General features: G+C 56.8%; 23 protein-coding genes. 16 read left to right on the top strand and 7 right to left on the bottom strand.

What is annotated here, in order from left to right; all coding sequences use genetic code 11:
• The 3 genes from IC231_RS16720 to pdxH all read right to left on the bottom strand — a co-directional run bounded on the left by IC231_RS16720 (position 1) and on the right by pdxH (position 2695).
• Positions 1-585, bottom strand: coding sequence for a Maf family nucleotide pyrophosphatase (locus tag IC231_RS16720; protein ID WP_190785639.1), 585 nt, complete (start codon positions 583-585; stop codon positions 1-3).
• A gap of 46 nt (positions 586-631) precedes the next feature.
• On the bottom strand, positions 632-1951 hold the full coding sequence (locus IC231_RS16725) for a DUF1015 domain-containing protein (protein ID WP_190785640.1): 1320 nt from the start codon (positions 1949-1951) through the stop codon (positions 632-634).
• Between the two features lie 93 nt (positions 1952-2044).
• A complete protein-coding gene (pdxH, locus tag IC231_RS16730) occupies positions 2045-2695 on the bottom strand; it encodes a pyridoxamine 5'-phosphate oxidase (protein ID WP_190785641.1) in 651 nt (216 codons plus the stop codon).
• A 307-nt stretch (positions 2696-3002) separates the two neighbouring features.
• Here pdxH and IC231_RS16735 point away from each other — a divergent pair, with 307 nt between their 5' ends.
• The 3 genes from IC231_RS16735 (at position 3003) to IC231_RS16745 (ending at position 6413) form a co-directional block, all read left to right on the top strand.
• Positions 3003-3569 carry a YqgE/AlgH family protein gene (locus IC231_RS16735; protein ID WP_190785642.1) on the top strand — a complete coding sequence of 189 codons (567 nt, stop codon included), beginning with the start codon at positions 3003-3005 and terminating at the stop codon, positions 3567-3569.
• A 69-nt stretch (positions 3570-3638) separates the two neighbouring features.
• On the top strand, positions 3639-6059 hold the full coding sequence (locus tag IC231_RS16740; RefSeq protein WP_190785643.1) for a DUF349 domain-containing protein: 2421 nt from the start codon (positions 3639-3641) through the stop codon (positions 6057-6059).
• Positions 6060-6185: 126 nt separating this feature from the next.
• A complete protein-coding gene (locus IC231_RS16745) occupies positions 6186-6413 on the top strand; it encodes a DUF551 domain-containing protein (RefSeq protein WP_190785644.1) in 228 nt (75 codons plus the stop codon).
• A 69-nt stretch (positions 6414-6482) separates the two neighbouring features.
• On the opposite strand, the gene IC231_RS16750 is transcribed toward IC231_RS16745, so the two are convergent.
• From IC231_RS16750 to IC231_RS16760, 3 genes are all read right to left on the bottom strand, one after another.
• Positions 6483-6737 carry a hypothetical protein gene (locus IC231_RS16750; protein ID WP_190785645.1) on the bottom strand — a complete coding sequence of 85 codons (255 nt, stop codon included), beginning with the start codon at positions 6735-6737 and terminating at the stop codon, positions 6483-6485.
• A 365-nt stretch (positions 6738-7102) separates the two neighbouring features.
• Positions 7103-7573 carry a hypothetical protein gene (locus IC231_RS16755; protein WP_190785646.1) on the bottom strand — a complete coding sequence of 157 codons (471 nt, stop codon included), beginning with the start codon at positions 7571-7573 and terminating at the stop codon, positions 7103-7105.
• A 214-nt stretch (positions 7574-7787) separates the two neighbouring features.
• Positions 7788-8582, bottom strand: a complete 795-nt coding sequence (locus IC231_RS16760; protein ID WP_211539136.1) for a S24 family peptidase — start codon at positions 8580-8582, stop codon at positions 7788-7790.
• A 166-nt stretch (positions 8583-8748) separates the two neighbouring features.
• On the opposite strand from IC231_RS16760, the gene IC231_RS16765 reads away from it, so the two are divergent.
• From IC231_RS16765 to IC231_RS16825, 13 genes are all read left to right on the top strand, one after another.
• On the top strand, positions 8749-9006 hold the full coding sequence (locus IC231_RS16765; protein ID WP_190785648.1) for a hypothetical protein: 258 nt from the start codon (positions 8749-8751) through the stop codon (positions 9004-9006).
• Between the two features lie 2 nt (positions 9007-9008).
• Positions 9009-9311, top strand: coding sequence for a MerR family transcriptional regulator (locus IC231_RS16770; protein ID WP_190785649.1), 303 nt, complete (start codon positions 9009-9011; stop codon positions 9309-9311).
• Between the two features lie 139 nt (positions 9312-9450).
• Positions 9451-10053 (top strand): hypothetical protein, encoded by a 603-nt coding sequence (locus IC231_RS16775; RefSeq protein ID WP_190785650.1) that lies wholly within the window; start codon positions 9451-9453, stop codon positions 10051-10053.
• Positions 10050-11084 (top strand): hypothetical protein, encoded by a 1035-nt coding sequence (locus tag IC231_RS16780; RefSeq protein ID WP_190785651.1) that lies wholly within the window; start codon positions 10050-10052, stop codon positions 11082-11084. The genes IC231_RS16775 and IC231_RS16780 overlap by 4 nt, the downstream gene beginning before the upstream one ends.
• Positions 11041-11832, top strand: a complete 792-nt coding sequence (locus tag IC231_RS16785; RefSeq protein ID WP_190785652.1) for a hypothetical protein — start codon at positions 11041-11043, stop codon at positions 11830-11832. The genes IC231_RS16780 and IC231_RS16785 overlap by 44 nt, the downstream gene beginning before the upstream one ends.
• A gap of 218 nt (positions 11833-12050) precedes the next feature.
• On the top strand, positions 12051-12668 hold the full coding sequence (locus IC231_RS16790) for a hypothetical protein (RefSeq protein ID WP_190785653.1): 618 nt from the start codon (positions 12051-12053) through the stop codon (positions 12666-12668).
• A gap of 227 nt (positions 12669-12895) precedes the next feature.
• On the top strand, positions 12896-14653 hold the full coding sequence (locus tag IC231_RS16795; RefSeq protein WP_190785654.1) for a class I SAM-dependent DNA methyltransferase: 1758 nt from the start codon (positions 12896-12898) through the stop codon (positions 14651-14653).
• A gap of 5 nt (positions 14654-14658) precedes the next feature.
• Positions 14659-15954 carry a restriction endonuclease subunit S gene (locus IC231_RS16800; protein ID WP_190785655.1) on the top strand — a complete coding sequence of 432 codons (1296 nt, stop codon included), beginning with the start codon at positions 14659-14661 and terminating at the stop codon, positions 15952-15954.
• 17 nt (positions 15955-15971) lie between these two features.
• Positions 15972-17282, top strand: a complete 1311-nt coding sequence (locus tag IC231_RS16805) for an FRG domain-containing protein (RefSeq protein WP_190785656.1) — start codon at positions 15972-15974, stop codon at positions 17280-17282.
• Entirely contained in the window at positions 17272-20544 is a 3273-nt protein-coding gene (locus tag IC231_RS16810; RefSeq protein WP_190785657.1) for a type I restriction endonuclease subunit R, read from the top strand. Before IC231_RS16805 ends, IC231_RS16810 begins: the two co-directional genes overlap by 11 nt.
• Positions 20545-20881: 337 nt before the next feature.
• Positions 20882-22897, top strand: coding sequence for an AAA family ATPase (locus tag IC231_RS16815; protein WP_317173288.1), 2016 nt, complete (start codon positions 20882-20884; stop codon positions 22895-22897).
• Entirely contained in the window at positions 22894-24204 is a 1311-nt protein-coding gene (locus tag IC231_RS16820) for an McrC family protein (RefSeq protein WP_190785658.1), read from the top strand. The genes IC231_RS16815 and IC231_RS16820 overlap by 4 nt, the downstream gene beginning before the upstream one ends.
• Before the next feature lie 45 nt (positions 24205-24249).
• Entirely contained in the window at positions 24250-24993 is a 744-nt protein-coding gene (locus IC231_RS16825) for a DUF4113 domain-containing protein (protein WP_394368208.1), read from the top strand.
• A gap of 113 nt (positions 24994-25106) precedes the next feature.
• Here IC231_RS16825 and IC231_RS16830 read toward each other — a convergent pair whose 3' ends face one another.
• On the bottom strand, positions 25107-26261 hold the full coding sequence (locus IC231_RS16830; protein ID WP_190785660.1) for a PIN domain-containing protein: 1155 nt from the start codon (positions 26259-26261) through the stop codon (positions 25107-25109).
• Positions 26262-26277 lie beyond the last annotated feature (16 nt).

Genomic DNA, 26277 nt, shown 5'->3' on the forward strand with positions numbered 1-26277 from the left:
CTAGTACGGCAACAGGTGCCGGCCGGTCAGCAGGCTTAGCTCTTCCCACACGCGGTGTACTGGCAGGCCCATTACGTTGAAATAAGAGCCTTCCAGCCGGGTTACCGCGACCATCCCAATCCAGTCCTGCGCGCCGTAGGCACCTGCCTTATCCAGAGGTTTATACTGCTGGACGTAGAAGCGTATTTCTGAGTCGGATAAGTGGCGAAAATGAACTCGTGTCTGATCAGAAAAAACCACCTGCCGCCCGTCGCCGGTCAGCAGGCATACGCCGGTGAAAACGTCGTGGGCCTGGCCCTGCAGCCTGCTCAGCATCCGGATGGCTTCGGCCTCGTCGGCGGGCTTGTTGAGCACTTCCTCACCCAGGCAGACAATGGTATCGGCCGTCAGCAGCACCTCATCGGGGGCCAGGGTGGTTCGGTAAGCGGCGGCTTTGTGCGCCGCCAGGTATTCGGCTACTTCCGCGCGGCGCAAATGCTCCGGATACGATTCATCGACTTCCTGCAGCCGCACCGTGTACTGCAGCCCCAGGTCGGAGAGTAGCTGCCGGCGGCGCGGAGAGTTGGAGGCCAGCACGAGGTTCATCTTGTCAGGCAATAGGGTTGTTAATAGGAAAGGCTGGCTGGCTGGTTCAGCGCGAAAATTCCGCTAGAAACGGGTGAGTGGTTTCTTCCGCCCGAACACTGCTGAAAAGGAAGCCCCCAATGGTTTTCGGATAGAAGAACGTGGATTTGGGCGGCATCACGGCCCCGGAATGGCAGACCCGCTCCACCTCGTCCATGGTCACTTCATTGGTAATGAAAGCGGCACGGGCTTCGCCGTGGTCCACGCGCTGCAGGCACTCGAAGAAGTTGCGCACGTAAGCTACGCCCGGCCACTGCCGCTGCGCATCGGGCCCGACAATGCCCAGTACTTTTTCCAGCACGAAAAAGTGTAGCACGGTCAGGTCCAGCGCTTTTACTTCGGGGGTTGTGTGCCAGCTCAGCTGCTCGTGCACCTCCGGGCGCAGCCGGATTTTATAAGCCTGTCCATCCTGCAGGTACAGCCCAAATGCCCATTGCTTGCCCGCTATCAGCTCGGGCAGGTCGTAGGGGTCTTCTTTGGGCAGCACCGTGAAATACGGCTCCAGCCGGGTCAGGAATTCCGCGTCGGTCAGGCCCGGGGGCAGCTCCAGCAGCAGGCGGTGCGTGGGAAGAATGCGCAGGTCGTCGGCGGCGGCGTTGGTCAGGTACATAAGGTGGAAGTTCCAGCCTTCACGCCCGGTAGCTTCCGGCTGGGCCGCCAAACGGGCCTGCCGGTACGCCAACGACCCTTCGTAGCGGTGGTGCCCATCGGCCAGAATTACCTGCCGCGAAGCCAGTACCTGCTGAAACCGCCGGATAACGGCAGCGTCCTGAATTACGGCCAGCACGTCGCGGGCTCCCTGGTAATCCTCCTCCGTCTGGTAGAGCGGGGTCCGGATAGCCTCATCAAGGTACCGCTCCAGCTCAAAGGCGTCGTCGCGGTAGAGGCCGTGCGTGGCGCTGGTCTGGAATTCGGTGCGGGCCAGCAACTCGGCCCGGTCGTTGACGGCGGCCGGCAACGTGTTTTCGTGGCGCAGCACCACCTCATCGGCCCAGTCGTAGGCCCTGATGTGGCACATAAAGCCTTTGCGGCAATACTCGCGGGTACTGCCCGGCAGCCGGAAATACTGGTAATAGGCGTAGATGCCCGGCAGCTCATCCTGGCGCAGCACGCCGCTTTGCTGCCACTGCTGCAGCCGGTGCAGGGCTTCTCCCGCCGGGTCGTCGCCGCGGGGCACCGAAAGATGAATGCTGTTGAGCGGGTTACGGTAGAGGGCTTCTCGCTGCCGCGCCGATACCACGTCAAACAGGGGAGATACATACTCGTCTATGTGCTGGCCCAGGGTTGGGTTGTAGCGCCAGCCGCGTAAGGGTTGAATTTCAGCCAAATCTTTTCTCAGATGAGATAATGAAGGGATACAGAATCAAGTAGAAGAGTAACAACGATATGAAACGCTTCGGTCTCCAGTTACTTTCTCTCCTTAGGGGGCCAGTCGGCTCAGGCACCATGTTTCGCCTTCCAGCTCGTACACTATCCGGTCGTGGAGGCGGCTAGGGCGGCCCTGCCAGAACTCCACACGGTGCGGCCGCAGAATGTAGCCGCCCCAATGTTCTGGCCGAGGCAACGGGTCCTGGTCGCCAAACCGGTCGAGCATGGCTGTTTCCTGCTGCTCCAGCTCGTGGCGGCTTGCTATCTTCTGGCTCTGCGGCGAAGCCCAGGCCCCAATCTGGCTGGCCCGGGGGCGGCTCTGAAAATACTCATCAGACAGAGTGGCCGGGGCTTTTTCCACGCGGCCTTCTACCCGTACCTGCCGCTCGAGACCGGGCCAGAAGAAGGTGAGGGCCGCCAGTGGCCGGGCCGCCAGCTCGTGGCCCTTGCGCGACTCGTAGTTGGTATAGAACAAAAAGCCGGCCTCATCGGGCAGACCTTTTAGCAGCACTACCCGCGCCGAGGGCTGTCCCGTTTCACTGGCCGTGGCCAGCGTCATGGCCGTAGGCTCGTCCAGCTGGGCCTGCAGGGCTTCGTCGAGCCAGAGCCGGAACTGCGGTACCGCGGCCGGCAGCACGTCGGTTTCAGAAAGGGTGCGTTGCGCGTAGGTCTTGCGCAGGTCAGCCAGATGCGGGTCTATCATCGGGGGCTAGTAATTAGTAACCAACGCAGGGGCCACCTTGCTACCGGGAGCTGTTGCCAGAGCAACTTGGCTCGGATACTTCCTTGCGGCGGTTGGTTGGGGGTGAATAGCGCTGCAAGGTAGCATAATGCCGGCATGCGGGAACCTGGGCTACCTGCTCTGACGTAAACCAACCAGGTACCTGCCGGTTCGTTGCTGGTGGCGTGCTTTGTGCGTGCCGCCGGCGGGTGCCTGCCAACCGCGTGGCACTTCCGGTGTCTCTTTGCCAGTGCCGGGTTTTCTACTTCACTGCAACTGCTCTATTGCCATGCCCCAGCTTCGCTCCAGCAGCCTCCTGATTTCTCAGCCTTTTCTCGGCGACCCTAATTTCGAACGGACTGTGGTGCTGATCTGCCGCCACGATGAGGAGGACGGCACATTCGGGCTGGTCCTGAACCGGCCTTCCAGCCTGCGCCTGGGCGACGTGCTGCAGCTTCCGGGCGGCGATGACACCCCCCCGGCCCAGCAGCCGCTGCTGCTGGGCGGCCCCGTGCAGCCCGATACGCTGCATTATCTGCACCAGCGCCCTGACGTTCCCGAAGCCATTGCGCTGGGCCAGGGCGTGTACTGGGGCGGCGACTTTCCGGTACTGCTGGGGTTGCTGCTCAGCGGCGAGCTGGCACCCGAATCGGTACGCTTTTATGCGGGTTATTCGGGCTGGACTGCCGGTCAGTTGGCTACTGAGGTAGGGGAAAATGTTTGGATTGTGCATCCGAATGCTGCCGGGAAAGTCTTTACTTTGGACAATGATGCCTTCTGGCAGGCTATTCTGCGCGAGAAGGGTGGCCGGTACCGCGCCCTGTCCAATTACCCGCTGGACCCGCGTCTGAACTAACCTGTTTTCTTCCTCCGTCGCCTGTTGCCGCGCTACTCTGGCACCGGCCAGGCCATACCATCTGAACTTATGCTACCCGAAAACGATAATCCCGTCCCCGCAAGCTCCGATGCCAATCAGGAGTCGCCGATGAGCATTCTGGAGCGCCGGCTCGCCGAAATCCGGTCGAAGCAGGGCGTGGACCCGGCTCCATCCGCGCCGGTTTCTGCGCCTGCTCCGGCCGTGCAGGCCGATGATGACATCCTGGAGCGCCCGGCCACGGAAACACACCCGCAGCCCGGCCAGCCTGCCGACGCCGGTACGGCCGAGACACCGGTACTTCAGCCGGCGGCTTCTGCTTCCGCGACGCAGCAAGTGGCTCCTCCCAGCCATGATCCGAACGTGTCCGAGCCGCAGGCCCGCGCCGAAGCGCATTATGGCAACGACAATCCGGGGGTAGTCAGCGCACATGTTCAGGAGGCGCTGGATGCTTCGGCCCACGCGGCCACTCCGCTTACGCCCGAGCCGGAAGCGCTGGCTGGTGCGCCCACGGCGCAGCCAGTGGACGCTACCGTAGCGCCCGAGCCGGAAGCCCTGACCGGCCCCAGCGAGCCGGAGCCAGCCGCTACCCCTGATGCCGACCTGCCAGTAGCAGACATTCATGCCGCAGCTGAAATCGAAGCCGCGCCAGAGGGAGTCGCTACACTACCGACGTCTTCCGAAACCCCGGCCACGCCCGACAACATGCCTGCCGAAGCGCAGCATCATGCTCTGGAGGACGAGGAGGAATTTGTGCCCGAAACGGCCGCGCCGGATTTTGCTTCGCTGGATCTGGCGGCACAGAGTTCGTACCTGCTCGCCTTACTGCGCCGCCCCGATGCGCGTCAGAATCGCAAGCAGATTACGGATTTGTACCGCCAGTATGATACCGCAGTTCAGGCGGACCGGACTGCTGCTCGCCAGCGTTTCACGGAAGCCGGCAACGAGGGCGACGATTTTGCCTATAACGGTCCGGAAAGCCACCAGGAACTCAGCAAAGCCATGCAGGAGTTCCGGGAAAGCCGCGTGCGCGACGCCAAGGCAGAAGATGAGCAGCGGGCCCGCAATCTGGTGCACAAGGAGCATCTGCTGTCGCAGCTACGGCTGCTGGTAGAGTCGGCCGAAACCAAGGACAGCTCGGCCCGCATCAAGGCGCTGCAGAACGATTGGAAGGCTACCGGCCCCGTGCCGCAGCAGGCTGCCCAGGAACTCTGGAACTCCTATCATGCGCTGCTCGACATCTTTTATAACAACCGCGGCCTGTTCTTTGAGATGAAGGAGCTGGACCGCCGCCGGAATCTGGAGGCGAAGGAAGCCCTTATTGTGCGGGCCGAGGCGCTGGCCGGGCAGTCAAGCATCAACAAGGCCCTGACGGATCTGCGGCAGCTGCACGAAGAGTGGAAACATATCGGCCCGGTGCCAAATGAGCAGCGCGAGCCCCTGTGGCAGCGCTTCCTGCAGGCCTCGGAGCAGGTGCACAACCGCAAAAAGGAATTCCTGGACTCCCGTTCGGCGCAGGAAAATGCCAACCTGACCCGTAAAGCAGCGCTGCTGGAGCAGCTGAAGCCGTTCGGCGACTTCCAGACGGAGCGCGTGAACGAGTGGCGGGCCAAAACCGATGAGCTGCAGAAGCTGAAGGAGGAGTGGGATGCCGCCGGTCTTGTTCCCCGCGACAAGGCAGAAGCCATGAATAAGCAGTTCTGGGGCGCGTATAAAGGGTTCTTTCAGCGCAAAAACCAGTTCTTCAAGGCGCTTGATGAAGAAAAAAACACCAATCTGAAGCGTAAGCTGGACCTGATAGAGCAGGCCGAGGCGGCACTGGCCAACCCCGACTGGGAGCAGGGCCGCGAGGTAGTTATCCGGCTTCAGAAAGACTGGAAAACCATCGGCCGCGTACCGGAAAAGCAATCTGACAAAGTATGGAACCGGTTCCGTACAGCGTGTGACTCATTCTTTGACCGTAAAAACCAGGAGCACAAACAGCGCCAGGAAAAAGCTCAGCAACTCAGTCAGGAGCAAACCACTTTCCTGGATGAGCTGGCGGGCCGCATTGCCACGCTTTCCGCCGATGAGCCCGGGACGGTGGAAGGCTTCCGGCAGCACGTGCAGGATTGGCAGGCCTTCGGCGCGACCGAGCGTGCCGATGAGCGGTTCCAGACCCTGATGGGCAAATACCTCGACATGGTACCCGGCCTGGCTTATGAGGAGCGGTCAGACCTGCTTTTCAACCTGCAGGTGGAACGGCTCAAGTCCAGCCCGGACTCGCAGCAGCAACTCTATAAAAAGGAGCAGGCACTGCGTCGGGAAATTAACGAGCTGGAGAATGATATTTCGACGCTGAAGACAAACCTGGAATTCTTTGCGCGCTCTAAGAATGCGGCGCAGCTTCGTGAAGAATACCAAGGCCGCATCGACGAAGCACAAAGCCGGATTGAAGGCTTAAAAAAGCAGTTGCGTGTAATTCGGAGCTGATGTGTTGGCTACCCTTAGCGTGGGTAGCATGTAAGTGGGCAGCCGGCAATTTGCGGGCTGCCCACTTTTTTTGGTAATTACACCTGCTACTCAAAGCAAAAGTTAAATTGCCACACCTTCAACTACATGGCTACCGATTCTCCTACATGGATTTTGCGAACTGAACGACTGCCAGAGGCTAACCAGCGAGTGTTGGTGTATGCTCCTTTCTCCTGGCAGGATATTACCGTCGCGACTTATAAGCCAGATAATGCAGGGGCCAAGCACATGTTTGTTAAGCCGGATCATCAAGGTGTAGACCGCTACATTAAGGGCGTAACGCATTGGATGCCGTTGCCGGAAACGCCAGTGTAACCGATATAAAAAACGCCCTGCCTTTAGATCATGGCAGGGCGTTTTTTATATCGGTTGGAGTGCGTAAAGCTACGCGGCAGGAGTAGCGTTCTTGGGCTTACGGCCGCGCTTGGCGCCACCCGGCGTTACTGTGCGGGGCTTACGCTCTTTCACAGCTGGCTGGTAGTCGTCAGCAAGAATGGTGTCCATTTCCTCAACTGCCTGGTTAAGGTTGCGAATGGCAGTAGAAACAGTGCGCAATGCTTTGCGCAACTCTTTTTTTACGATGTCGCTGTTCTTAGCGTTTTTGAGTACTTCTTCGAGTTGGCTGAGGTCCAGGGCCATGTTTATCGGGTGTTGTGACGAGTGAAAAAGAGCAGTAGGCTTAATTGCAAACCGCGCAAACCTACCAAATATTTTTTCAGTACGCTGCCAGCATCCAATTGTTTTAGGTATTATCAGGATACAGTCTCCGAAATTGATGCAGATGTATTATCTGGCAAGTCTGCATTCAAAGCTGCCTGTGTGGAATTAGAGCTATCAAAAATACTTGCTGCTGAGCGAATGGCTATTTATCCTAATTATTTCCGGCTACAGATTTGAAACTGGATTGTAATTCATCTGCGGTTTCATTTATGAGGTAGTGCATAAAAAAAGTCTCCCCGTTTTGGAGAGACTGTTCCTGTTTGCTTTATAAAGACCAGTAGAGCCTACCAGCTGTCAGGCTTAATTGTAGCCTTAGCCGTGACAAACGTTGTACCTGGGGCAGTGGCGTGGTCAATGCGTATAGAACGTTTCACGAGGCCATCTACCAGAATATCCGCTTCCAGATAGCTATTTAGCGGGGCACGGGCCGTCCGCAGGTTCTCAAAACTGATGGTTGTGCTGAACTCATACACGGTTAGCACCTGGCCTATGCTCAGTACGTCCGAAACGTTTGCTTCCGGAAGCAGCGTGTCGAAGTTGTTCACTACCGTTTGGCCGTCAGTACTGATGGCGGCTCCCGAAATACGTGCCCCGAGACCCTCGATATTGGCGCCGCTATAACGCACCTGCACCGTATGCTGGGTAGCTGTCGGCTTCGGATCGTCCTGCTTCTTGGCGTCACTCTCGTTGCACGCCGATATAATGCAGCAAAGCAGTGCTGCAACCGGATAACTGAAGATAGGGAGTCGTTTCATAGGTTAAATATACGCAGGCGCAATCGAGCGTTAGGCAGCGTGCAAGGATTCATCTACACGCAGCACTAGGAAAATGAAAAAAACCGCCTTGCAAATCAATGATTTACAAGGCGGTTTCAGGATCATGAGCCTCCTGTCGGGGCTCTTTACCGCACTACGGAATGCTCGGTAACTATCTGTTTATCAGTTGAAAACGAGCCTTTCTACAAGCTGTCTATATTCTAGGGGGGGCGTCAGAGGGAGCGTTTTCCTCTAGATGGCGCCGCACTTCGCCCCGGTCAAAGCCCAGGTGCTCGATGACTTCCCACAGTCGCTCCACTGTCACGTCCGGCGCACTGGGAATGTAGCTCGACACGTAGCCACGCACCCGCCACAACTCCTGAATGTCGCGCGTCTCCAGCACGTAGGGGTACCGGTGTGGGTTATCTGAGTACAGCGTAACCTCCGTGTCTGCCGCCCGCAGCTGCACTTTGATCCGCTTCAGCATCACTGCCTCCGACGTGACCACCACGTACACCTCTCCAGGTTCCAACAGCCGCAGCTCCTCAACCCGGCTACACACGACCACGTCCCGGTGATTGATGGTGGGCTCCATACTGTCGCCGGCTACCTCAAACGCCCGGAACTCGCCCCGCTCGAATCCAGGCAGGCGGTAGTTATCCAGCTGCTCGAAATATACCGCTTCGTTGTGCTGCACGGTGTAGCCCGCCTGGGCGGGAATAGGCACGAACACCGTGTTTTCGTTGCCCCGATCATCTACGGTTACTACTGACACCTTACCGCCTCGCGTCTTCTGCAGCTGCATCGGCGCGGCATCCGTAGCACCGCGCAGCATTGGCCCTCGGCCCAGCACCATCCAGTCCGACGATACCTCCGGAAATTCCTCCAAGATATCTGTAAGCGTGCCGAACGAAGGGGCTGAACCCTGTAAAATTCCATACAGCTTACTTGTAGCCACGTACCCCAGTCGCTTGGCGAGACTGTTGGCATTGAGGCTGTAATGTTGCATGACTTCCTGAATTCTGGAAACTACTGCTGGCGTCTTTTCTGCCTGTTTTTCAGTGTGTTTCATTGTTTATTACTTTATACTGTAACTGCTACAGTAAAGATTTTGTAAGTTTACTGTAGGTGTCAGCGCTTTTGCTACCACAATATACATAAATCTTACAAACATCATGAAAGTATCGGATAAAGAGGCCACCCCAATGCGGAAGGTGCTGGAACGGTTAGGCCAAAAATCGTCAGTAGTGCAAACCACTTTGGCGCGACTGCGGGAGCGTGGCGTAAAGGCCAGCGTATCGTTGATCTACAAGACGATAAATGGTGAGGTACAGCGCCACGACGTAGCCGAAACCTTCCTGGAAGTAGCCGAGGAAGAATTCACTCGCCGTGCGCAGCTCCAGGAGCGCGCCCGCCAGCTCGCCGACGCCTAGCTATGCAAGCCGTTATCATCATTCCCGAAACGGAGTGGCGGCAGCATCTGGCCCGCCTCGATAAACTCGAACAGGCTGAGGCAGCTCGCCTCCTGGCCACCACCGCTAAACCCGATGAGGTGCTGTCCACCGCCCAGGCTGCCGCCTACATCGGCCTCTCTGTTGATGCGCTGCTACGCGCCCGCCGTGCCGGCCGCATCCAGGGCGTGCGGCTCAATGAACGGGACTGGGGCTTTCGTAGCTCCGTGCTCGACGCATACCCGCGCCGCTACCATCGTCACACCATGCAGGTGGCTGCGGCATGAGTCAGGCAAAGGCTCCACGGCGGACGAGGTGCCCGGCTCGAGGAACCGCGTCAACACCCGCAGCCTCTTGAGAAACCCCTCCAGAGCAACGCTATTCCACCACTGTTTTTCACACTCATCATCCTGCCTCCCAACCGGTATGCACCAGCAACTCGCCACCACCGTTGGCCCTGCGGCCGTTATGTCCATCATCCGCATTCAGAAGGCCCGCATAAAAGACTGCCAGCTACTGGCCGAATTCACCGAGCAGCGCGACCAGGACGCGCCGCCCCGCAGCTTCACGCTCACCAGTCCAGAGCTGATTCACCCCGACCTGCAGCACCGCTTTGAACGCCTTGTTCCGCATATGTGCCTGCTGTGTGAGCAACTAACTGAAACCCCCGACTACTGGCCCGATGACGAGGCCCAAGAACTGCCTGCGCACTTCGAAAACTTCCGCGTCACCGGCCTGAGCATCGGCCGCAACGGGGGAGGGGTCACGCTCATTGGCCAGCGCCATCTGTCCGGCAACCGGGTCCTCAACCTCATCAGCCCCTACGTGGCCTACGACGCTGAAACTGGCTCCGAGTATGGCTACGCCGGCCTGCTAGAATCGGCGGTGTTAGATGCCCTGTCTGAAGTGGAAGCCGCCCTGCGTGGTAAGCACCGCACCGCCGGCCGTCAGCTCGATTTCTTCGAGTCGGTATCCGGCTTTACGGCCATCGACGAGCCCTTTATTCCCCTGACTGTATCCCATGCATGAACTATGTGGCTCACACCCGCGCCGCTCACGAGCACCTGCGCACCTGCCCCGGGGCCCGGCCCCAGCACGTCAGCCTCTACTGGGCCTTGTTTTTTGAATGGAACGCCGCCCGCTTTCCCGCCCGCCTCGACCTCAACCACGAGCAGCTAATGCTAGCCGCTCGCATCGGCAACCGCCGCACCTACCGCGCCACGCTCTACGACCTTGACGCTTGGGGGCTGCTCACCTACCAACCCAGCCAGTCTCGCTACCAGGAAAGCCGGTGCGTTCTACTCAACCTATCGGGGGCAGATGTGCCCCTAATGAAAGCCGGCACCGGGGGCAGTTCTGCCCCACCTGATACCACTTTATCGAGGGCAGAAGTGGCCAAAGCACTTAGAGCAGATGTGCCTTATATGACGCCTTCATCGGGGGCAAAAGAGCCCCAAGACACCTTATATGCTAAAACAGTAGATGTAAACCTTGTAGTAGTAAACGGCGACGTCGCTCTGCACCAAAAAAAAATAGAGGTGCTCGAAGGCGAATGGCTTTCAGGCGCGGAGCTGCTCGACAACACTGCTCCGCCTGATGGTGCTGGCTTGGCACCCAAAATGCCGCCGCGCATCAAGCCGGGCGCGCCAAAGGAAGTGCGCAGCAGACATTTGGAGGCGGTAGGGCAGTACCCACCGGCCCCCGCTCCCCGCGCCGCTGCTGGCCGGGGCCGCACCACGCTACCCGATCTGCCTTTCAGCCAGAGCCCCCTTGCCGACGTGTCGGCCTTCGTCCAGGCTTTCCAGGGCACCGATTACGAGCTGGCTGACCTGCGCCACTACCACCAGCTCGTTGCCACCTGGCGCGACCGGAAAACCGGCGAAGAACCCCGCCGCAAAGATTGGGTTGCCACCGCCAAACGCTTCATGCTCAATGACGCCGCCGATAACCGCCTCAAACTCGCTCCAAACGTCCAGCGCCGCCCTGACGGCTCCCTCTACCAGCAACCGGCCGGAAGTGTCGCTGCTGGCACTGGCTACGTCTCCAAGTGGGATAGGTGAGCTGGCCAGAACCTCCAACCCCGACGCGCGCCTGATGCTGGCCGAGGTGTCGGTGGGCCTCACGCCGGCCCGGGCCGCCGCCGCCGCCAAGCTGTTCCAGCTGAAGAAGCAGTTGGGCGAGGACGTCGTAGTCCGGCTGCTGGTCATCATCCTGCGCGCCTTCGTCGACAGCGTGCGGGTAGCCGACAAGCCCGATGCCGCTGACATTCTGGAAATGGCCGACACCCTGGCCCAGACCTACACCCACGACAGCGTAAAGGATATTATTCTGGCCTTCAAGCAAGCCCGTACCAGCGGCACCCGGTTCTACAACGCCCTCGACCCGGCTACCATCTACGGCCTGCTCAACAAATACTTCGACCAGAAGGCCCGCCACCTCGAAAACCACCACCTCGACCAGAAAGCCCAGGCCATCAGCCAAGAGGCCGTCACCCTCCACCACCTGCAGCAGGCCGCCCCCGCGCTGGTGCAGAACGTGGCCCTGATGATTCCCGACAGCCACCCTAACGCCCAGCACCTGCGCGACAAGCTCACGCTAATCAAGCAGAAGCACCGCCGTGGCTTGCTAACCGACGAGCAGGCCGAGCAGCAGCGCCACGAGGTGCAGCAGGCCATCCACCGCCACCCCCGGCCCGACTGGCAGCCCTCCGAAGCCGTCCAGCAGTACATAACCCGCCGCCACCAACAGGCCACCCACCGCTTCGCCGACAAGCTGGGAATTGATAACCCGAAGCACCTCGGCGCGTGAATACCATCTGTTGCCATCATGCCAGCTGCGGTAGATTTCACCGCGTGATTATACTGCCTTTCACCAGCTCCCAGCCAGTAAAAGAAATATAGAATTTATCCATTATTTGCCTCAAGAGCCCAAACACTTAGATAGCATCTTCTCGCAAAGCCCTAACTTCAAGCCTAATCTGTTTATGGATAGATTCTATTGTATCGGGCTCTGGTAAAGTGTGAAATATGAAAAACTATAATGGCCGTCTAACTGAGTTGCGAAGGAAGCTAAATTATCACCTGACTAAGTTGACAGGGGTAGACAAGGACTTTTATGCAGCCCTCACGCAAGATGATCTACTTGAGCTTAAGAGCGCAGTTGCTGATATAAATAATGTCTTGACTTTCAAAGCAACTATTGCAGCCGCCCAATGGCTAGGCACGCACTTTCAACTTAATGAGACAGCTATACAAGAGGTAATGGACACAGTTGATGGGGCAAAGCCAAACTCTAATGGTTTCGATATCCATATTAACACGCCAGCCATAGTGGCGGAGGTTAAATCAATTGTGCCCGTCAGCAACGGGATGAAGTTTGGACAAAATCAAAGTGATTCTATAATAAATGACATTAGGAAGCTGATCATCGGTAAAAAGTCTGTTCCGGGCACTGACGCTTATATCAAGATCCTCTTCATACTTGATTTAGTGGAACGAACAGATAACGCTATTAAGAAGCTGATGGAATCACGCAACTTCAAGGTAAGCGTAGCCGCGCTCGGCAAGGAGGTTTGCCTCTTGGAAGACACCGCACCTGTAGCATTGGATGTTAATAAAGTTTACATAAAACGGGTTCGTATATAGCTGGCAATAACTGTAGCAGCTATACGTTTTTTTCCGTTGCTATACACTGACGGGCTCCTTTCCCTGCCAGAGGAAGAAGGAGCGACATATATCCGATACCCTGAAAAATACTGCAAACAGCCGCCTCAAGTGGTGCTGCACACTGGCGCATTGCATAGATTTACCCTCGTGTCTTTGCCATTCTACTTACTGGCTACCCCTTGCAATTATCCTTCTTACCCCCTCCAATGTCCCAACCCGCAGATAACCAGCAGTTCTTCCGCGACCTAGACCGCCGCCTCTGGAACTCGGCCGACCAGCTTCGCTCCAACCTCGATGCCGCCGTGTACAAGCACGTAGTGCTGGGCCTGGTTTTTCTCAAGTACATTTCTGATTCCTTCAAAGACCGCCGCGACGAACTGCAGCGCGAGTTTCAGGACGAAAACAGCGACTACTACCTGGGCGGCGACGAGGCGCTGGAAAAGGAAGAGCTGGAGCGCCGCGACAACTACACCGAGAAAAACATCTTCTGGGTGCCGCCCCGTGCCCGGTGGGAGTTTTTGCAGGCCAACGCCAAGCTGGCGCCCGGCGAGCCGCTAATCATATTAGATGGACCGCCCCTGATTGAGCCGGGCAGTATCGACAAGGATAATCCGAAAGGGAAGCCCGAAAAGTTCAAGGGCTTGGACGTGCTGCTCGACCGGGCCATGCAGGCCATTGAGGACGATAACAAGCGGCTTAAGAGCGTACTGAACAAGGACTTCGCCCGCCTGGAGCTCGACCCCGACAAACTGGGCCGCCTGCTCGACTTAGTAGCTGGCATTCCTTTTAAACACGGCGAGCTGAAAGCTAGGGACATCCTGGGACACGTGTACGAGTATTTCCTGGGCGAATTTGCCAGCGCCGAGGGCAAGAAGGGCGGGCAGTACTACACGCCCCAATCAGTGGTAACACTCATCGTGGAACTGCTGCAGCCCTATCAGGGCCGCGTGTACGACCCCTGCTGCGGCTCTGGGGGATTCTTCGTGCAGAGCGAGAAGTTCATTGAGGAGCACGCCGACCAGCAGCCCTACCAGCCCCGCACCTGGCAGCAACGGGTGAAGGACCGCAGCTCCAAGGAGTACCAGCGGCTGGTGGAGGAGCGCAAGCGCAAGGTGTCGGTGTACGGGCAGGAGAGCAACCCCACCACCTGGCGTCTGGCCCAGATGAACCTCGTGATTCGCAACATCGAGGCCGATATTCGCTTGGGCGATACGCTGCTCAGCGACCAGTTTCCGGACCTGAAGGCCGACTATGTGATGGCCAATCCACCCTTCAACCTCAAGGAATGGGGCGTGGAGCAGGTGCGCGATAACCCCCGCTGGACCATTGCGGTGCCGCCCAACGCCAACGCCAACTTTGCCTGGATGCAGCACATGCTCTACCATCTGGCCCCCACGGGCACAATGGGCCTGCTGCTCTCCAACGGCTCCATGTCGTCAAACACCAACACCGAGGGCGACATCCGGAAGGCGCTGGTCGACGACGACCACGTGGAGTGCATGGTGGCCCTGCCCGGCCAGCTCTTCACCAATACCCAGATTCCGGCTTGCATCTGGGTGATGAGCAAAAGCAAGGCTGCCCGTGACGGCCGCCGCGCCCGTCACGGCGAAACCCTCTTCATCGACGCCCGCGAAATCGGCTACATGAAGGACCGGGTGCTGCGCGACTTCAAGGCGCACGACATCACAACAATTGCCGAAACCTTCCACAACTGGCAGCGCGGCGAGGGCTACGAGGACATACCCGGCTTCTGCAAAAGCGCCACTACGGCCGACATTGCTGCCCACGCCTACGTGCTGACGCCCGGCCGCTACGTAGGCGCCGAAGTCAAGGAGCGCCAGGGCGAAGCGTTTGAGGTTGTCATGCCTCAACTGGTTGAAAAATTAGACTTCCTAATGGATAAAGGTGATGCATTGAATGTCGATATACGCGCCAACCTGCGTCAACTTGGATATAACATCTAAATACTATGCGTGAGCCTATAGAAAACCTACTGGAATTAATTATTGACCACAGAGGTAAAACGCCAACAAAGCTTGGGGGTGAATTTTCTCTGGCCGGCGTCCCCGTGCTTTCTGCTAAGCACGTTAAGACTGGAGAAATAATAGGGCGAAACGATTTAAGGTATACTGACAACAAATTATACCGCCGATGGATGCCAACTGAGCTTGAGCCAGGAGACATTTTGCTCACTTCAGAAGCGCCATTAGGTGAGGTTTATTTACTACCAGAACAGGAGTTCAAATTCGTCCTAGGTCAGCGTGTTTTTGGACTGAGAGCCAAGAAGGACGTTATAGACAGCCGATATCTATACTATGCTTTAACGTCTCCCATAGTCCAGAATCGCCTACAGATTCGTGCCACGGGCACTACTGCTTTAGGCATTAGACAGTCGGAGCTTCTAAAGGTCGAAATTGACTATCCAGAAGACTTAGAAGAGCAACGCCGTATTGCCCACATCCTCGGCACGCTGGACGACAAAATCGAGCTAAACCGCCAACTGAACGCCACGCTGGAGCAGATGGCGCGGGCGCTGTTTCAGTCGTGGTTCGTGGATTTTGACCCGGTGCGGGCTAAAGCCAGCGGCGAGCCAACGGACAGCATCTGCCGACGCTTCGGCCTCACGCCGGAGCTGCTGGCGCTGTTTCCGGCGGAGCTGGAGGCGTCGGCACTAGGGGAGGCGCCGGTGGGGTGGTCTTGGGAAACAGTCGATTCGTTGGCCGCCATTAATGACTGGACACTTTCAAAGCGCGACACATTGGCACATATCGACTATGTGGAAATTGCCGAAGTCAATCGTGGAGAAATTGGCAGCATTACGCGCTATGAGCCGGGCCAGGAACCAAGCAGAGCCAAGCGTCGAGTACGGCACGGTGATACTGTTATTTCTACTGTTCGACCAGACCGGGGAGCATATTTCCTTTGCCTTGAGCCAACACCCGAAATGATTGTTTCAACCGGATTTGCGGTCGTTTCTCCAACAAAAGCTCCTTGGAGCTTTATCTATTCAGCGGTAACATCCAAGAAGATGCTAGAGCATCTCGGGCACGTTGCTGATGGAGCTGCTTACCCAACCGTAAACCCAAGCATTATTGGCAAACGGGAGTTTGCTTGGCCAATTGACTCCGCTATTCTACAAGCGTACCATAAGCAAGCGAGCGAACTTTATTCACAAAGTGAAAATAGACGCCGGGAATCTCGCTACCTCGCCACACTGCGCGATGAGCTCTTACCAAAACTCCTGTCAGGAGAATTGTTAGTCTGATCTATTCTTAAAGTCACATGAAACCTATATTCGAAGGACCAGCTAAAACAAAAGGCCCGCTAGATGACGTGCCACTTTTTCCGGATTTTGCTATATTAGGCACAGACGTAAACTCTCGAATTCCTGTTACTAGAATCGAAAGTTGGGAAGAATTGCCTGGTCTATTAAGGCAGCCTTTTTTTAAAGAACATCAGGCGGACTTTATTTTTAGAGGGCAACGCAGATATGATTGGGCATTGGCCCCGTCACTTGCCAGGTATGATAATGGCATCGTTCGTGAGGCAAACTACAATAAGCAAATCGAGCTATTCAGACAGGCTGTCAGAGCACGTCTGAACGATTACGACTTGGTAGACGAAGAGTTTATAAATGAATTGTGGTCAGTGGGACAGCACCACGGATTAGCAACGCCGCTAATTGACTGGACTTTGTCTCCCTATGTGGCGTTGTTTTTTGCCTTTGAAAGTCCTGATGTTCGTTATGAAACTAAGGACGAAGCGAATCATGCGCGGGTGATTTATGCGCTAAATAAAAACTACTTGCTTAGTGAGGAGTATCTTGAAAGTGACACTCCTCACAAGATTGATATTGTCCAGCCAAAGCGTGATGCATACGGCAGGCTTGTAGCTCAAGCAGGTCTTTTTACAGTAGCACCCTTTGAAAACACCACCGAAGCATGTCTACTGGAGTCATTAGGTAGCAACACAGAATTGGATATTGATGTTGAGAGCTTTAATGTAGAAGATAGAACAACGAAGACCCCCGCTGATTTTATCATCAAAATCTATATTCCTAATACTGGTCGCCAGGAATGCTTGCAATTCCTACGCCAAATGAACGTACACCACGGTAGCTTGTTTCCCGACATTATCGGAGCGTCAAACTATTGCAATTTTATCACGCAGGAATACTCTATTGAGCAAGCCGAAAAAATTAAATCACAACAATTGATAGACGGGGTAAATGATGTGATAGATACTGTTGTACCTCAGTTGCCAGTAGAAAATCCACCTGTAAACCCATCTCAGACAGACAACGACCTAGCCAAATTACAAGCTGCTGATGAGTCTGTTATTGCTTATCAAGAGGTCCTTTTAAAATTAGCCTCTGACTCCCCAAGAATAGAAATAGAAACGGCTGCTAAGTCGTTGGCAGGGCTGTTTGAATTAGACCCGCCGTTGGACTGGCCAAATTCGGAAGTCAAAAAGACCGAGCTACAGAATCGTGCGCGACGAATTATACTACGCCGAGGCATAAGCACTGAAGTTCTTGACTCAATAGTTGAATTAGCTGATAACCGCTATATAATGAAGCATTATGGTTTCTGAAAGTGCCCTTGAAGAAGAAGCCCTCAAGTGGTTCCACGAAACCGGCTGGCCCATCGCGCACGGCCCCGACGTGTCGCCCAACGGCCCCACGCCGGAGCGCAGCAGCTACAAGCAGGCGCACCTGCCGGAGCGGCTGCTACGGGCGCTGCGCCGCCTCAACCCTAACCTGTCCGAGGCCGTGGTGCAGGAAGCGGCCGAGCGCGTGGTGCGCGCCCAGGACCCGCTGCCAGTAGAAAGCAACCGCCTGCTGCATGGCTGGCTCACCGACGGCGTGCCCGTAGATGTACCCGCCCCCGATGGCGGCCTGCGCGGCGACCGGGCCTGGCTGGTGGATTTTAACGACGTAGAGCGCAACGACTGGCTGGTGATTAGCCAGTTTCGGATGCACCCCAACCGCCGCCACCGTACCGCTGACTTGGTGTGCTTTCTCAACGGCCTACCCGTGGCTGTGCTGGAGCTGAAAGACCCTCTCGACCGCGAGGCCGACGTATGGAAGGCCCACGAGCAGCTGCAAACCTACCGCCAGGAGTTGCCCGACTTGTTCCTGCCCAACGTGGCTCTGGTGGTGTCGGACGGCCGGCATGCCCGCGTAGGTTCGCTCACGGCCGACAAGGAGCGGTTTATGCCTTGGCGTACCATCCGCAACGAGCGGGACCAGCCCCAGCTGGAATATGAGCTTGAAACCGTGGTGCGCGGCTTCTTCGACCGGGCCTTGTTCCTGGACTACCTGCGCCACTTCGTGCTGTTCGAGCCCGGCGCCGACGGCACCCTGATCAAGAAAATAGCCGCCTATCATCAGTTCCACGCTGTGCGTACGGCTGTGCAGGCCACCATCCGGGCCGCCGCCACGCCGGGCACCACTGAAACACTGATGCACGACGAGCCCGAGCCTTACGCTGGTCGCCTGCTCCAGCCCGACCGCGCCCAGGCCGTGGCGCTGGGCTCGCGCAAGGGTGGCATCGTGTGGCACACGCAGGGCTCGGGCAAGAGCATTTCGATGGCCTGCTTCGCGGGCAAGCTGCGTCAGCAGCCCGAAATGCGCAACCCCACGCTGGTCGTCGTAACTGACCGCAACGACCTGGATGGGCAATTGTTCCAGCAGTTCGCGAATGCCCAGAGCGTGTTGAAAGAAGCGCCCGTGCAGGCCTACGACCGGGAACATCTACGTGCCCTGCTGGCCGACCGGCCCTCGGGCGGCGTGTTTTTCACTACCATCCAGAAGTTCAGCCCGCTGCCCGGTGAAAAGGCATTTCCCCAGCTCTCCGACCGCACAAACATCGTGGTCATTGCCGACGAGGCGCACCGCTCGCAGTACGGCCTGAGCAGCCGCCTCGACAAGAAGAGTGGGGAGTATAAAACTGGCTTTGCCCGCCACCTGCGCAATGCGCTGCCGCTGGCTACCTTCGTGGGCTTCACCGGCACCCCGCTCGAAACCGACGACGCAGACACGCGCCAGGTATTCGGTCCCTACGTGAGTGTCTACGACATTGAGGATGCCGTGCGCGACGGGGCCACCGTGCCCATCTACTATGAAAGCCGCTTGGCCGAGCTGCACTTGGTAGACGACGTTCAGGAAATAGCCGAAATCAACGAGGAGGTTGAAGAGGTACTGGAAAGCGAGGAAGATGTAGTCCGCCGGGAGCAGGAAAAAGCCCGCTGGACCAAGCTGGAAAAGGTAATAGGCGCCGAGTCCCGCTTGGCGCTGGTAGCCCAGGATATCGTGACGCACTTTGAGGAGCGCTCAGCCGCTGGCAACATCCAAAACGGCGGGAAGGCCATGATTGTGGGCATGAGCCGCGACATCTGCGCCCGCCTCTACACCGCCATTGTGAAGCTGCGCCCCGAGTGGCACGACGAAGACCCCAAGAAGGGCGTAATCAAGGTGGTAATGACCGGCTCGGCCGCCGATAAAGAGCATATTAAGCAGCACGTGTACGCCCCCGGCGTGCGCAAGCAGTTTGAGAAGCGCTTTAAGAATCCCGCCGACGAGCTGCGGCTCGTCATCGTGCGCGACATGTGGCTGACAGGCTTCGACGTGCTCAGCCTGCATACCATGTACATCGACAAACCCATGCAGGCCCACAACCTCATGCAGGCCATTGCGCGGGTGAACCGGGTGTTCAAGAACAAAGCCGGTGGGCTTATCGTCGACTACATCGGCATTGCCACCGAGCTGAAACGGGCACTGAAGACCTACACCGCCGAGGGCGGTAAAACCGGCACCGAAGCCGTGGGTACCGACACGCTCACTATCGACGTAGATCAAGCCCTGAAGCAGCTGCAGGAAGCCGTGCGCGACGTGCGCTACCTGTTGCGCGGAGCCGAGTACATGAGCACGTTTCTAACCGAAAGCCTGTCTCGGCTACGGGAGGTTAGTAATTACGTGCTGGAACTGGAGGAAGAGAAGCGTAAGGAGTTTTTCGACCGGGTATTGGCCGCCACCAAAGCATACGGGCTATGCAGCTCGCTTGACGAAGCCAAGGCCTTGGACAACGAGGTGGCTTTCTATAAAGCGGTTCGCGGCTTTATCACGGAAAGCTCCACGCCAGAAGAAAAGCTGGACCACGAGCATAACCGGTTTATGCTAAAGTTCCTCTTGGACCGGGCTATCTATCCAACCGGCGTGCAGAGCGTGTTCACGCTGGCCGGCGTACAGGCGGAGCCTACCGACATCAGCATCCTGTCGGATACCTTCCTGGACGAAATGCGCGACCTTCCCCAGCGCCATCTGGCTGTGGAACTGTTGCAAAAGCTGCTGCACGACCAGATACACGCCCGCACCCGCACCAACCTGGTGCAGGAAAAGCTGTTTACGGACCGGCTGGACAAGACCATTGAGGACTACCGCAACCGCGTTATCCGTAGTGCCGTGCAGCTGGCCGACTTGGTGGACCATTTGGTAGTGCTTGCTAAGGAGCTGCGCGAGGCCGACCAGCGGGGCGTGGCCCTGGGCCTGAATACCGCCGAAATGGCCTTCTACGACGCGCTGAACGACAACGGCAGCGCCGGCACCCTGGGCGCCGACGTGCTACGCAAAATTGCTGCCGAGCTGCTTGATAAGATTAAACGCAACGCCAGCATCGACTGGCAGAAGCGGGAAAGCGTCCGCGCCCGGTTGCGTAACCTGGTGCGTATCACGCTCCGCCGCTACCACTACCCACCCGATAAACAGGAGGACGCTATTGATCTGGTGCTGGAGCAGGCCGAAAGGATGGCTGATGTAATCAGTAACGACGAATTACCTGACGTAGACCCCGCATAAGTAGCTGCCCCCAATAAGTTTCATAACCATAATGTAACTCCAAAGAGGAGTAGCCCGGCTTACCTATGGTAAGCCGGGCATATTTTCTATATCTATGAATTCAAATCATTTTCCGCTGGCTCAGATCAGCAGTTCGCATCTGGATAATCTGATCAGCATTATTCGTGATACAAGTCTGACCATCCAGCCCCTGGATATAGATTACCAGGACTATCGTATTGTGCACCCTGGTGGTTCGGGCCCGGAAGCCCTTCAAAAGTTCACGTGGCATCGTGGTTCCGCCAATGAACCGCTCGGTTTGAGGCTTTCAAACTGGAAAACTAAAAAGGGCATAGAAGTGCCCTTTTCCTACCTCACCATAACCCGCCAGCCAGGCGCTGAATTGGTCGGTGTTGCCCTGAGCCATTTTCTGGAAGATGCGGCATTTCTGTATCCGGGCTTTCGGTCAGGTAATGGCGAAGGCGGAAAAAACCGCTGGTTTGGTCGCAACACCAACGATGAGCGAACCAAAGCAGAAGTCGAGCAAGCCGGTGACCAGATTCGCCAGGCCTGGCTAAGCAACGGTGGCCAGTTCATCAGCCATGCCCATCTTCCCGGAGAGTGGCTCAAGCTGGCTGGAATCCCGCTTTCTGCTGTAAATTCCACTTCCGAAAAAGTGGGAGCAAGCATGGTGCTGAACATGCTGATAAAGAAACTTCTGAAGACCTTCCTAATCGCCGAAAAAATCCGCGACGATTCTAAAGCAGCTGCCAAACAGCGCCTAGCCAACGTAACCTCCGTGCACCCGCTCAACCAGATTCTCTACGGCCCCCCCGGTACCGGCAAAACCTACTCCACCGCCGAATGGGCCCTGGCCATGCTGCAAAACAAGCCGGTGTCGGATGTGCAGGATGCATACCAGCACCGGCATAAGCTACTGCGCGCAGAGCTGGATAAATACCGGAAAACGGAGCAGCTGCAGTTCGTCACGTTCCACCAGTCCTTCAGCTACGAGGATTTTGTCGAGGGCATCAAACCTAAGCTCACCGGCGATAAACTCGCCTACCGCGTCGAGCCCGGCGTATTCCAGCAGCTTAGTCAGACCGCCAAACGCGCTTGGCAGTACCCCGGCCAGGCGGCCACTGCCGCCGCGCCCGTTGCTGATTTTGACACGGTGTACGCAGCCTACATCCAGCACCTGCAGCAGCAGCTCAATCCGGCGGGTACTACTGTCCCGGTCAAAACCATGACGGGTGCCAAGGCGCAAATCACCGGCATCAAGAGCGGGGATGTTATCGTCATGAAGCACGAAGGCTCACAGTACTCCTTTAGCGTCGGCAAGAAGTGGTCGGCCCTGGTGTATGAGAAGTACGAGCGCGCCGAGGACATCGTACCCATGAACCAGAAAATGCTCGATATCGGCGGCCCCAATGCCTCCCTGCAGTGGGCACTGTTCCGGGACTTTAAAGCCTTCGAACAGCAGCGCTTCCCGGCCGAGCAAAACCCCGATGCCGTCGCGCTGGCCCCCATAACAGCTGCCGATGGGCTGGCCCGCTTCGTACTCATCATCGACGAAGTGAACCGCGGCAACGTGGCCAGCATTTTCGGAGAGCTCATCACCCTGCTAGAAGACGATAAGCGCGCCGGCCAGACCGACGAGCAATCTGTGCAGCTGCCATATTCCAAAAACCAATTCTCCGTCCCGCCCAACCTGCACCTATTGGGCACCATGAACACCGCCGACCGCAGCGTGGAAGCCCTGGATACGGCCCTACGGCGCCGGTTCGCCTTTGTCGAGATGCCGCCGCTGCCCGAGTTGCTGAGTCCGGCTCAAATGGTGGCGCGGTTGTGGTGGCGCTTCGAGGAGCTTGCCTGGGCCGATAAAACCTACCGCGCCGCCGAGTTGCCGCTCTACGAGTTGCTGGGCTGCCCCCTGACAACGCAATCGGAGCAGGGGCCACTATGGGATGCGGTCCAGAAAGGGCAGGACCCAACGCTGGTATTGAAGGCCGTCAAATTTACTGGAGTTGATTTGCAGCGCCTGCTCGGTGTCATCAACCAGCGCCTGGAGTATCTGCTGGGCCGCGACTACCGCCTCGGCCACGCTTGGCTGATGGGCGTGGGGAGCCTCGAGCAGCTGCGCCAAGCGTTCCGCAACAAGGTCATTCCTCAACTCCAGGAGTACTTCTATGGTAACTGGGGCCGAATTGGGCAGATCCTGGGGCCCGATTTCGTGGTAAAAACTGCGGCCGCCGATTCACCCTTGCTGGAATTTGAAGACGAACCCGATGGGGAGGGGAGGAGTCTCTACGGAATCAGCACCGCCGACTGGAGCATCCAACACTTCCAGAATATTTACACCAAAAAGCCATGAGCCAGTCGGGGCCCTTCTGCCTGACGGCCTACGAGTACGAAACCCTGCCGCTCTCTCGCTATCCGGAGCTGCTGCCTTCCCATCTCGATGCCCTCGACCGGCTGCAGCTGCAGCAAAATGCCAATTGGTTTACCCGCCTGCACAGCAGCCTGCGGTTCAACCAGTTCGTCGGTGTTATCCAGGTGACCGGCCTGCTGCTCGAAATTTTGCCCAAGACCGACGATGTGCGCCGCACCAGCTCTCCGGAAGCTGATGATCACTGGCGCCAGGTACTGCTGCAGATGTTGGCCTACGTCCACGACCTCTCCGTCGCCGTACCCGACGCGGCCCACCTGGCGCACTCGCCCCACGCCATGCTCGACCTGTTCGTAGCTGCGCTGGTAGAGGAGGCTGATAGCCTGCTGCGCCAGGGCCTCGTCAAGCAGTACCACACCACCGACGGCAACCGCTCCGCCCTCAAAGGGCGGCTGCTCTTTCAGCAGCATATCACCCATAACCTCACCCACGGCGAGCGGTTCTTCACCCGCCACCAGACCTACGACCACGCCCACCCGCTCAACTCCCTGATTCGAATGGCCCTGCAGCTGGCCACTGGTCAGGTCCGTAGCCCTGCCTTGGCTGCCCGTACCCGGGCACTGCTGCTTCACTGGCCCGAACTGCCCCCGGTAGCTGTACCCGCCGATTCTCCCCAGCTCAACCGCAAGACCGAGCGCTACCACAAAGCCCTGGAGCTGGCCCTGTTGCTGCTGCGCGGCCATAGTCCCACGCTCCGAAGCGGCCGTACGGAAGCCGTAGCGCTGCTCTTTGATATGAATACGCTCTTCGAGCGCTACGTCGCCCGCCACCTGCAGCGCGCCGCCGCAAAGCGCCGCGGCCACGTCCGGCTCCAAAACTCCAGGGTATTCTGGCCCGGTATCAGCATCCGTCCCGATCTGGTGCTCACGCTAACAACCGGCGCCAAACCAGCAGAAGTAAGCCACACGTTCATTCTCGATACCAAGTGGAAGCTGCCCAAAAACCACCGTCCCTCTTCCGATGACATGCAGCAGATTTTTGCCTACTGCCATCTGTGGAAAGCCGGCCACGGTGTGCTGCTCTATCCTCGCGCCGGCAAAGCCCCAGCCGAAATCCGTCGTCGGTATTCTGACAGCCATTGGGCACCTGATATCGCCATCGAAGGGCACGCCTACTTTGCTCCGGTGCTGGGTAATGGAGCTGTGCTGAACGACAGCCTCGGGAACGATATTATCGATTACCTGGAAAAAAGTCTGGTTCAAAAGTCTGTTACTCCAACATCCCCCGCGTAATCATCGCCAGCTTGCTAGCTGCCGTCGCTGCCTTTCCCTCCCGCGCTGCCGAAAAGCTGCGCCAGCAAGGCTCCGTGGCCCACGTCCTTCAGTCAAAACCGCTTCGGCAATACGCCGCCCCCGCACACCAGCTCCGCCCAAATCACCTTGCCCGCCACCACCAGCAACACCCTTGACCTGGTAAGCTACGCCCACGCCATCCTGCTGCGCATCTGGCAACCCGGCACCATCTACGTCAAGGCCGGTGTCGACTTCGATGGGTTCGAAGCCGCTGGCCAGCCTCAGCTCAACCTCTTCGAGAAAGGCCCCGAAATCACCCGTCCCCAATCCGTGGCCCTCATGCAGCAACTCGACAAGCTCAACTTCCGCTACGGCCGCGCCACCGTCCAGGTAGCCGCCGCTCTCTCACCTAAAGGCCAAACTGCTCCCTGGCAAGGCCAAACTCAGCACCGCACCCCCGCCCGCATCACGTCATGGGACGAGCTATGGGAAGTAGGCTTGGTCACTTCGGTAAATAACGCTTTTACTCATCCAAGCCGCCATGCAGCACGAAAGCAATGCCCGCTTCCTCCTAACCGTCCCCTTAACAGCTCCTTCACGTTCACTTTCCAGCGTGACTTCCACGGCCACGACTTTTACCCCGTCACAGTCCCACGCCGGCACCTGCAGCGGCTCGGCTCCGGCCTACTCTTTGAATACGTCGCCGACACCTACCTCGCCCAACAGCCCGCCGAGGCCTTGCGCTTCACCCGCTCCACCATTCTGTTCCCCCTCACCCACGGCTTGTGACTGCCACCCCAGCATCTTAAACCAAGACGAGCGGGCCAGGTGGCTCGCTCGTCTTGGTTCAAGATGAACATAAATCATGTGATTGCGCCTACAGTATAAGCTCATTATCTAATTCATTTCCGGCGCGGGAAAACTCTTATGCTTTTGGCTATACGCTGCTCAGATGGAGGTCTCAGAATATAAATACCAGGTCCGGGATTAAGGTCAGCATTGTCAATGGACACTTCACCAAAAGCCTGGTTTTCATAAGGAATAGTGACTTGCACCCTAAAACTTAGTTTTAATGTAATTTTACTAATTTCAGTTGAAACATAGGGTTCATAGTAGCTTACTTCCGCGAGCTGCAGCACCTCCAATCGTTGGAATACTATTGTCTTTTCCGGTTCCTTATACAGGTAAACAAACATTAGTAGCTGCCTCGCGATACTGGCATCTTGTCTTGATACTATTTTGTTATACAGTTCATCATGTAAGTGAGGAAATTCTAAGCTGGGATTGTATCCCTTAATTAATTCGACTGCTTCATCTAGATTGACGATGACATCATCAAAGAACTTGGAGAGAAAATCGGATGCTTCGATATGATTTAAAACAGCCTCTTTCGTAATAGCAGCAATTGGAGTATGGTGAGCAGCTACGAAGCTTTCAAAGTCATTGTAAAAATTGAAATCCACATTAGGAAAGTCCATTAGGTCTTCCTTTAGTTCTGGATGAAGAATCTTGGGCTTGTCTTTACTAATACTAAATGCTCTATCGTTTGATATGAACGTGAGTCCCCTGTCATCAGGCTGTTGTTCATGATTTTCCTCAATGAAAGCAGCAACTTCAAGCACTGATTCCCATATCAGTGCATCCTTGAATTCACGTTGGTTAACACTATTGAAAGGACTCCGTTTGTGGATTGCACGTCCAGTTACTTTTTCCAGTAAGCCAGCGCTGTAATCGATAATATCATTCCCTTCATCAATGCGAAGCCTTTCTAAAATATATTCGACATATTCATCAAGCTTCGCATCAATATCTATTGACAAATCAGTAAGCTCTGTTCGCTGAAGCTCCATGCCATTCAGCTCACGACAACTGCGTTCATATGACTTGATTCTCTCTTCAAGCTCCTGACGATAGTTGACACGGACTTCATCCATGACAACTCTTGGCATCATGACCTTAGTTCTCGTTTTGCGAACGTAATCAAGAAATGCTTGCGCCAAATCCTTGTGTAACGTCCAATCATTGAAAAAAATATTGGTATCAATTACAATGTACATGGAAGACGGATTGGAT

It is taken from the genome of Hymenobacter duratus (assembly GCF_014698995.1).
GTDB classification, from domain to species: Bacteria; Bacteroidota; Bacteroidia; order Cytophagales; family Hymenobacteraceae; genus Hymenobacter; species Hymenobacter duratus.

Bases quoted from the DNA above. Each gene is read 5' to 3' on its own strand.
- IC231_RS16720 (WP_190785639.1), bottom strand. From the start codon at position 585: ATGAACCTCGTGCTGGCCTCCAACTCTCCGCGCCGCCGGCAGCTACTC.
- pdxH (WP_190785641.1), bottom strand. From the start codon at position 2,695: ATGATAGACCCGCATCTGGCTGACCTGCGCAAGACCTACGCGCAACGC.
- IC231_RS16735 (WP_190785642.1), top strand. From the start codon at position 3,003: ATGCCCCAGCTTCGCTCCAGCAGCCTCCTGATTTCTCAGCCTTTTCTC.
- IC231_RS16740 (WP_190785643.1), top strand. From the start codon at position 3,639: ATGCTACCCGAAAACGATAATCCCGTCCCCGCAAGCTCCGATGCCAAT.
- IC231_RS16745 (WP_190785644.1), top strand. From the start codon at position 6,186: ATGGCTACCGATTCTCCTACATGGATTTTGCGAACTGAACGACTGCCA.
- IC231_RS16750 (WP_190785645.1), bottom strand. From the start codon at position 6,737: ATGGCCCTGGACCTCAGCCAACTCGAAGAAGTACTCAAAAACGCTAAG.
- IC231_RS16755 (WP_190785646.1), bottom strand. From the start codon at position 7,573: ATGAAACGACTCCCTATCTTCAGTTATCCGGTTGCAGCACTGCTTTGC.
- IC231_RS16760 (WP_211539136.1), bottom strand. From the start codon at position 8,582: ATGCAACATTACAGCCTCAATGCCAACAGTCTCGCCAAGCGACTGGGG.
- IC231_RS16765 (WP_190785648.1), top strand. From the start codon at position 8,749: ATGAAAGTATCGGATAAAGAGGCCACCCCAATGCGGAAGGTGCTGGAA.
- IC231_RS16770 (WP_190785649.1), top strand. From the start codon at position 9,009: ATGCAAGCCGTTATCATCATTCCCGAAACGGAGTGGCGGCAGCATCTG.
- IC231_RS16775 (WP_190785650.1), top strand. From the start codon at position 9,451: ATGCACCAGCAACTCGCCACCACCGTTGGCCCTGCGGCCGTTATGTCC.
- IC231_RS16780 (WP_190785651.1), top strand. From the start codon at position 10,050: ATGAACTATGTGGCTCACACCCGCGCCGCTCACGAGCACCTGCGCACC.
- IC231_RS16790 (WP_190785653.1), top strand. From the start codon at position 12,051: ATGAAAAACTATAATGGCCGTCTAACTGAGTTGCGAAGGAAGCTAAAT.
- IC231_RS16795 (WP_190785654.1), top strand. From the start codon at position 12,896: ATGTCCCAACCCGCAGATAACCAGCAGTTCTTCCGCGACCTAGACCGC.
- IC231_RS16800 (WP_190785655.1), top strand. From the start codon at position 14,659: ATGCGTGAGCCTATAGAAAACCTACTGGAATTAATTATTGACCACAGA.
- IC231_RS16805 (WP_190785656.1), top strand. From the start codon at position 15,972: ATGAAACCTATATTCGAAGGACCAGCTAAAACAAAAGGCCCGCTAGAT.
- IC231_RS16810 (WP_190785657.1), top strand. From the start codon at position 17,272: ATGGTTTCTGAAAGTGCCCTTGAAGAAGAAGCCCTCAAGTGGTTCCAC.
- IC231_RS16820 (WP_190785658.1), top strand. From the start codon at position 22,894: ATGAGCCAGTCGGGGCCCTTCTGCCTGACGGCCTACGAGTACGAAACC.
- IC231_RS16830 (WP_190785660.1), bottom strand. From the start codon at position 26,261: ATGTACATTGTAATTGATACCAATATTTTTTTCAATGATTGGACGTTA.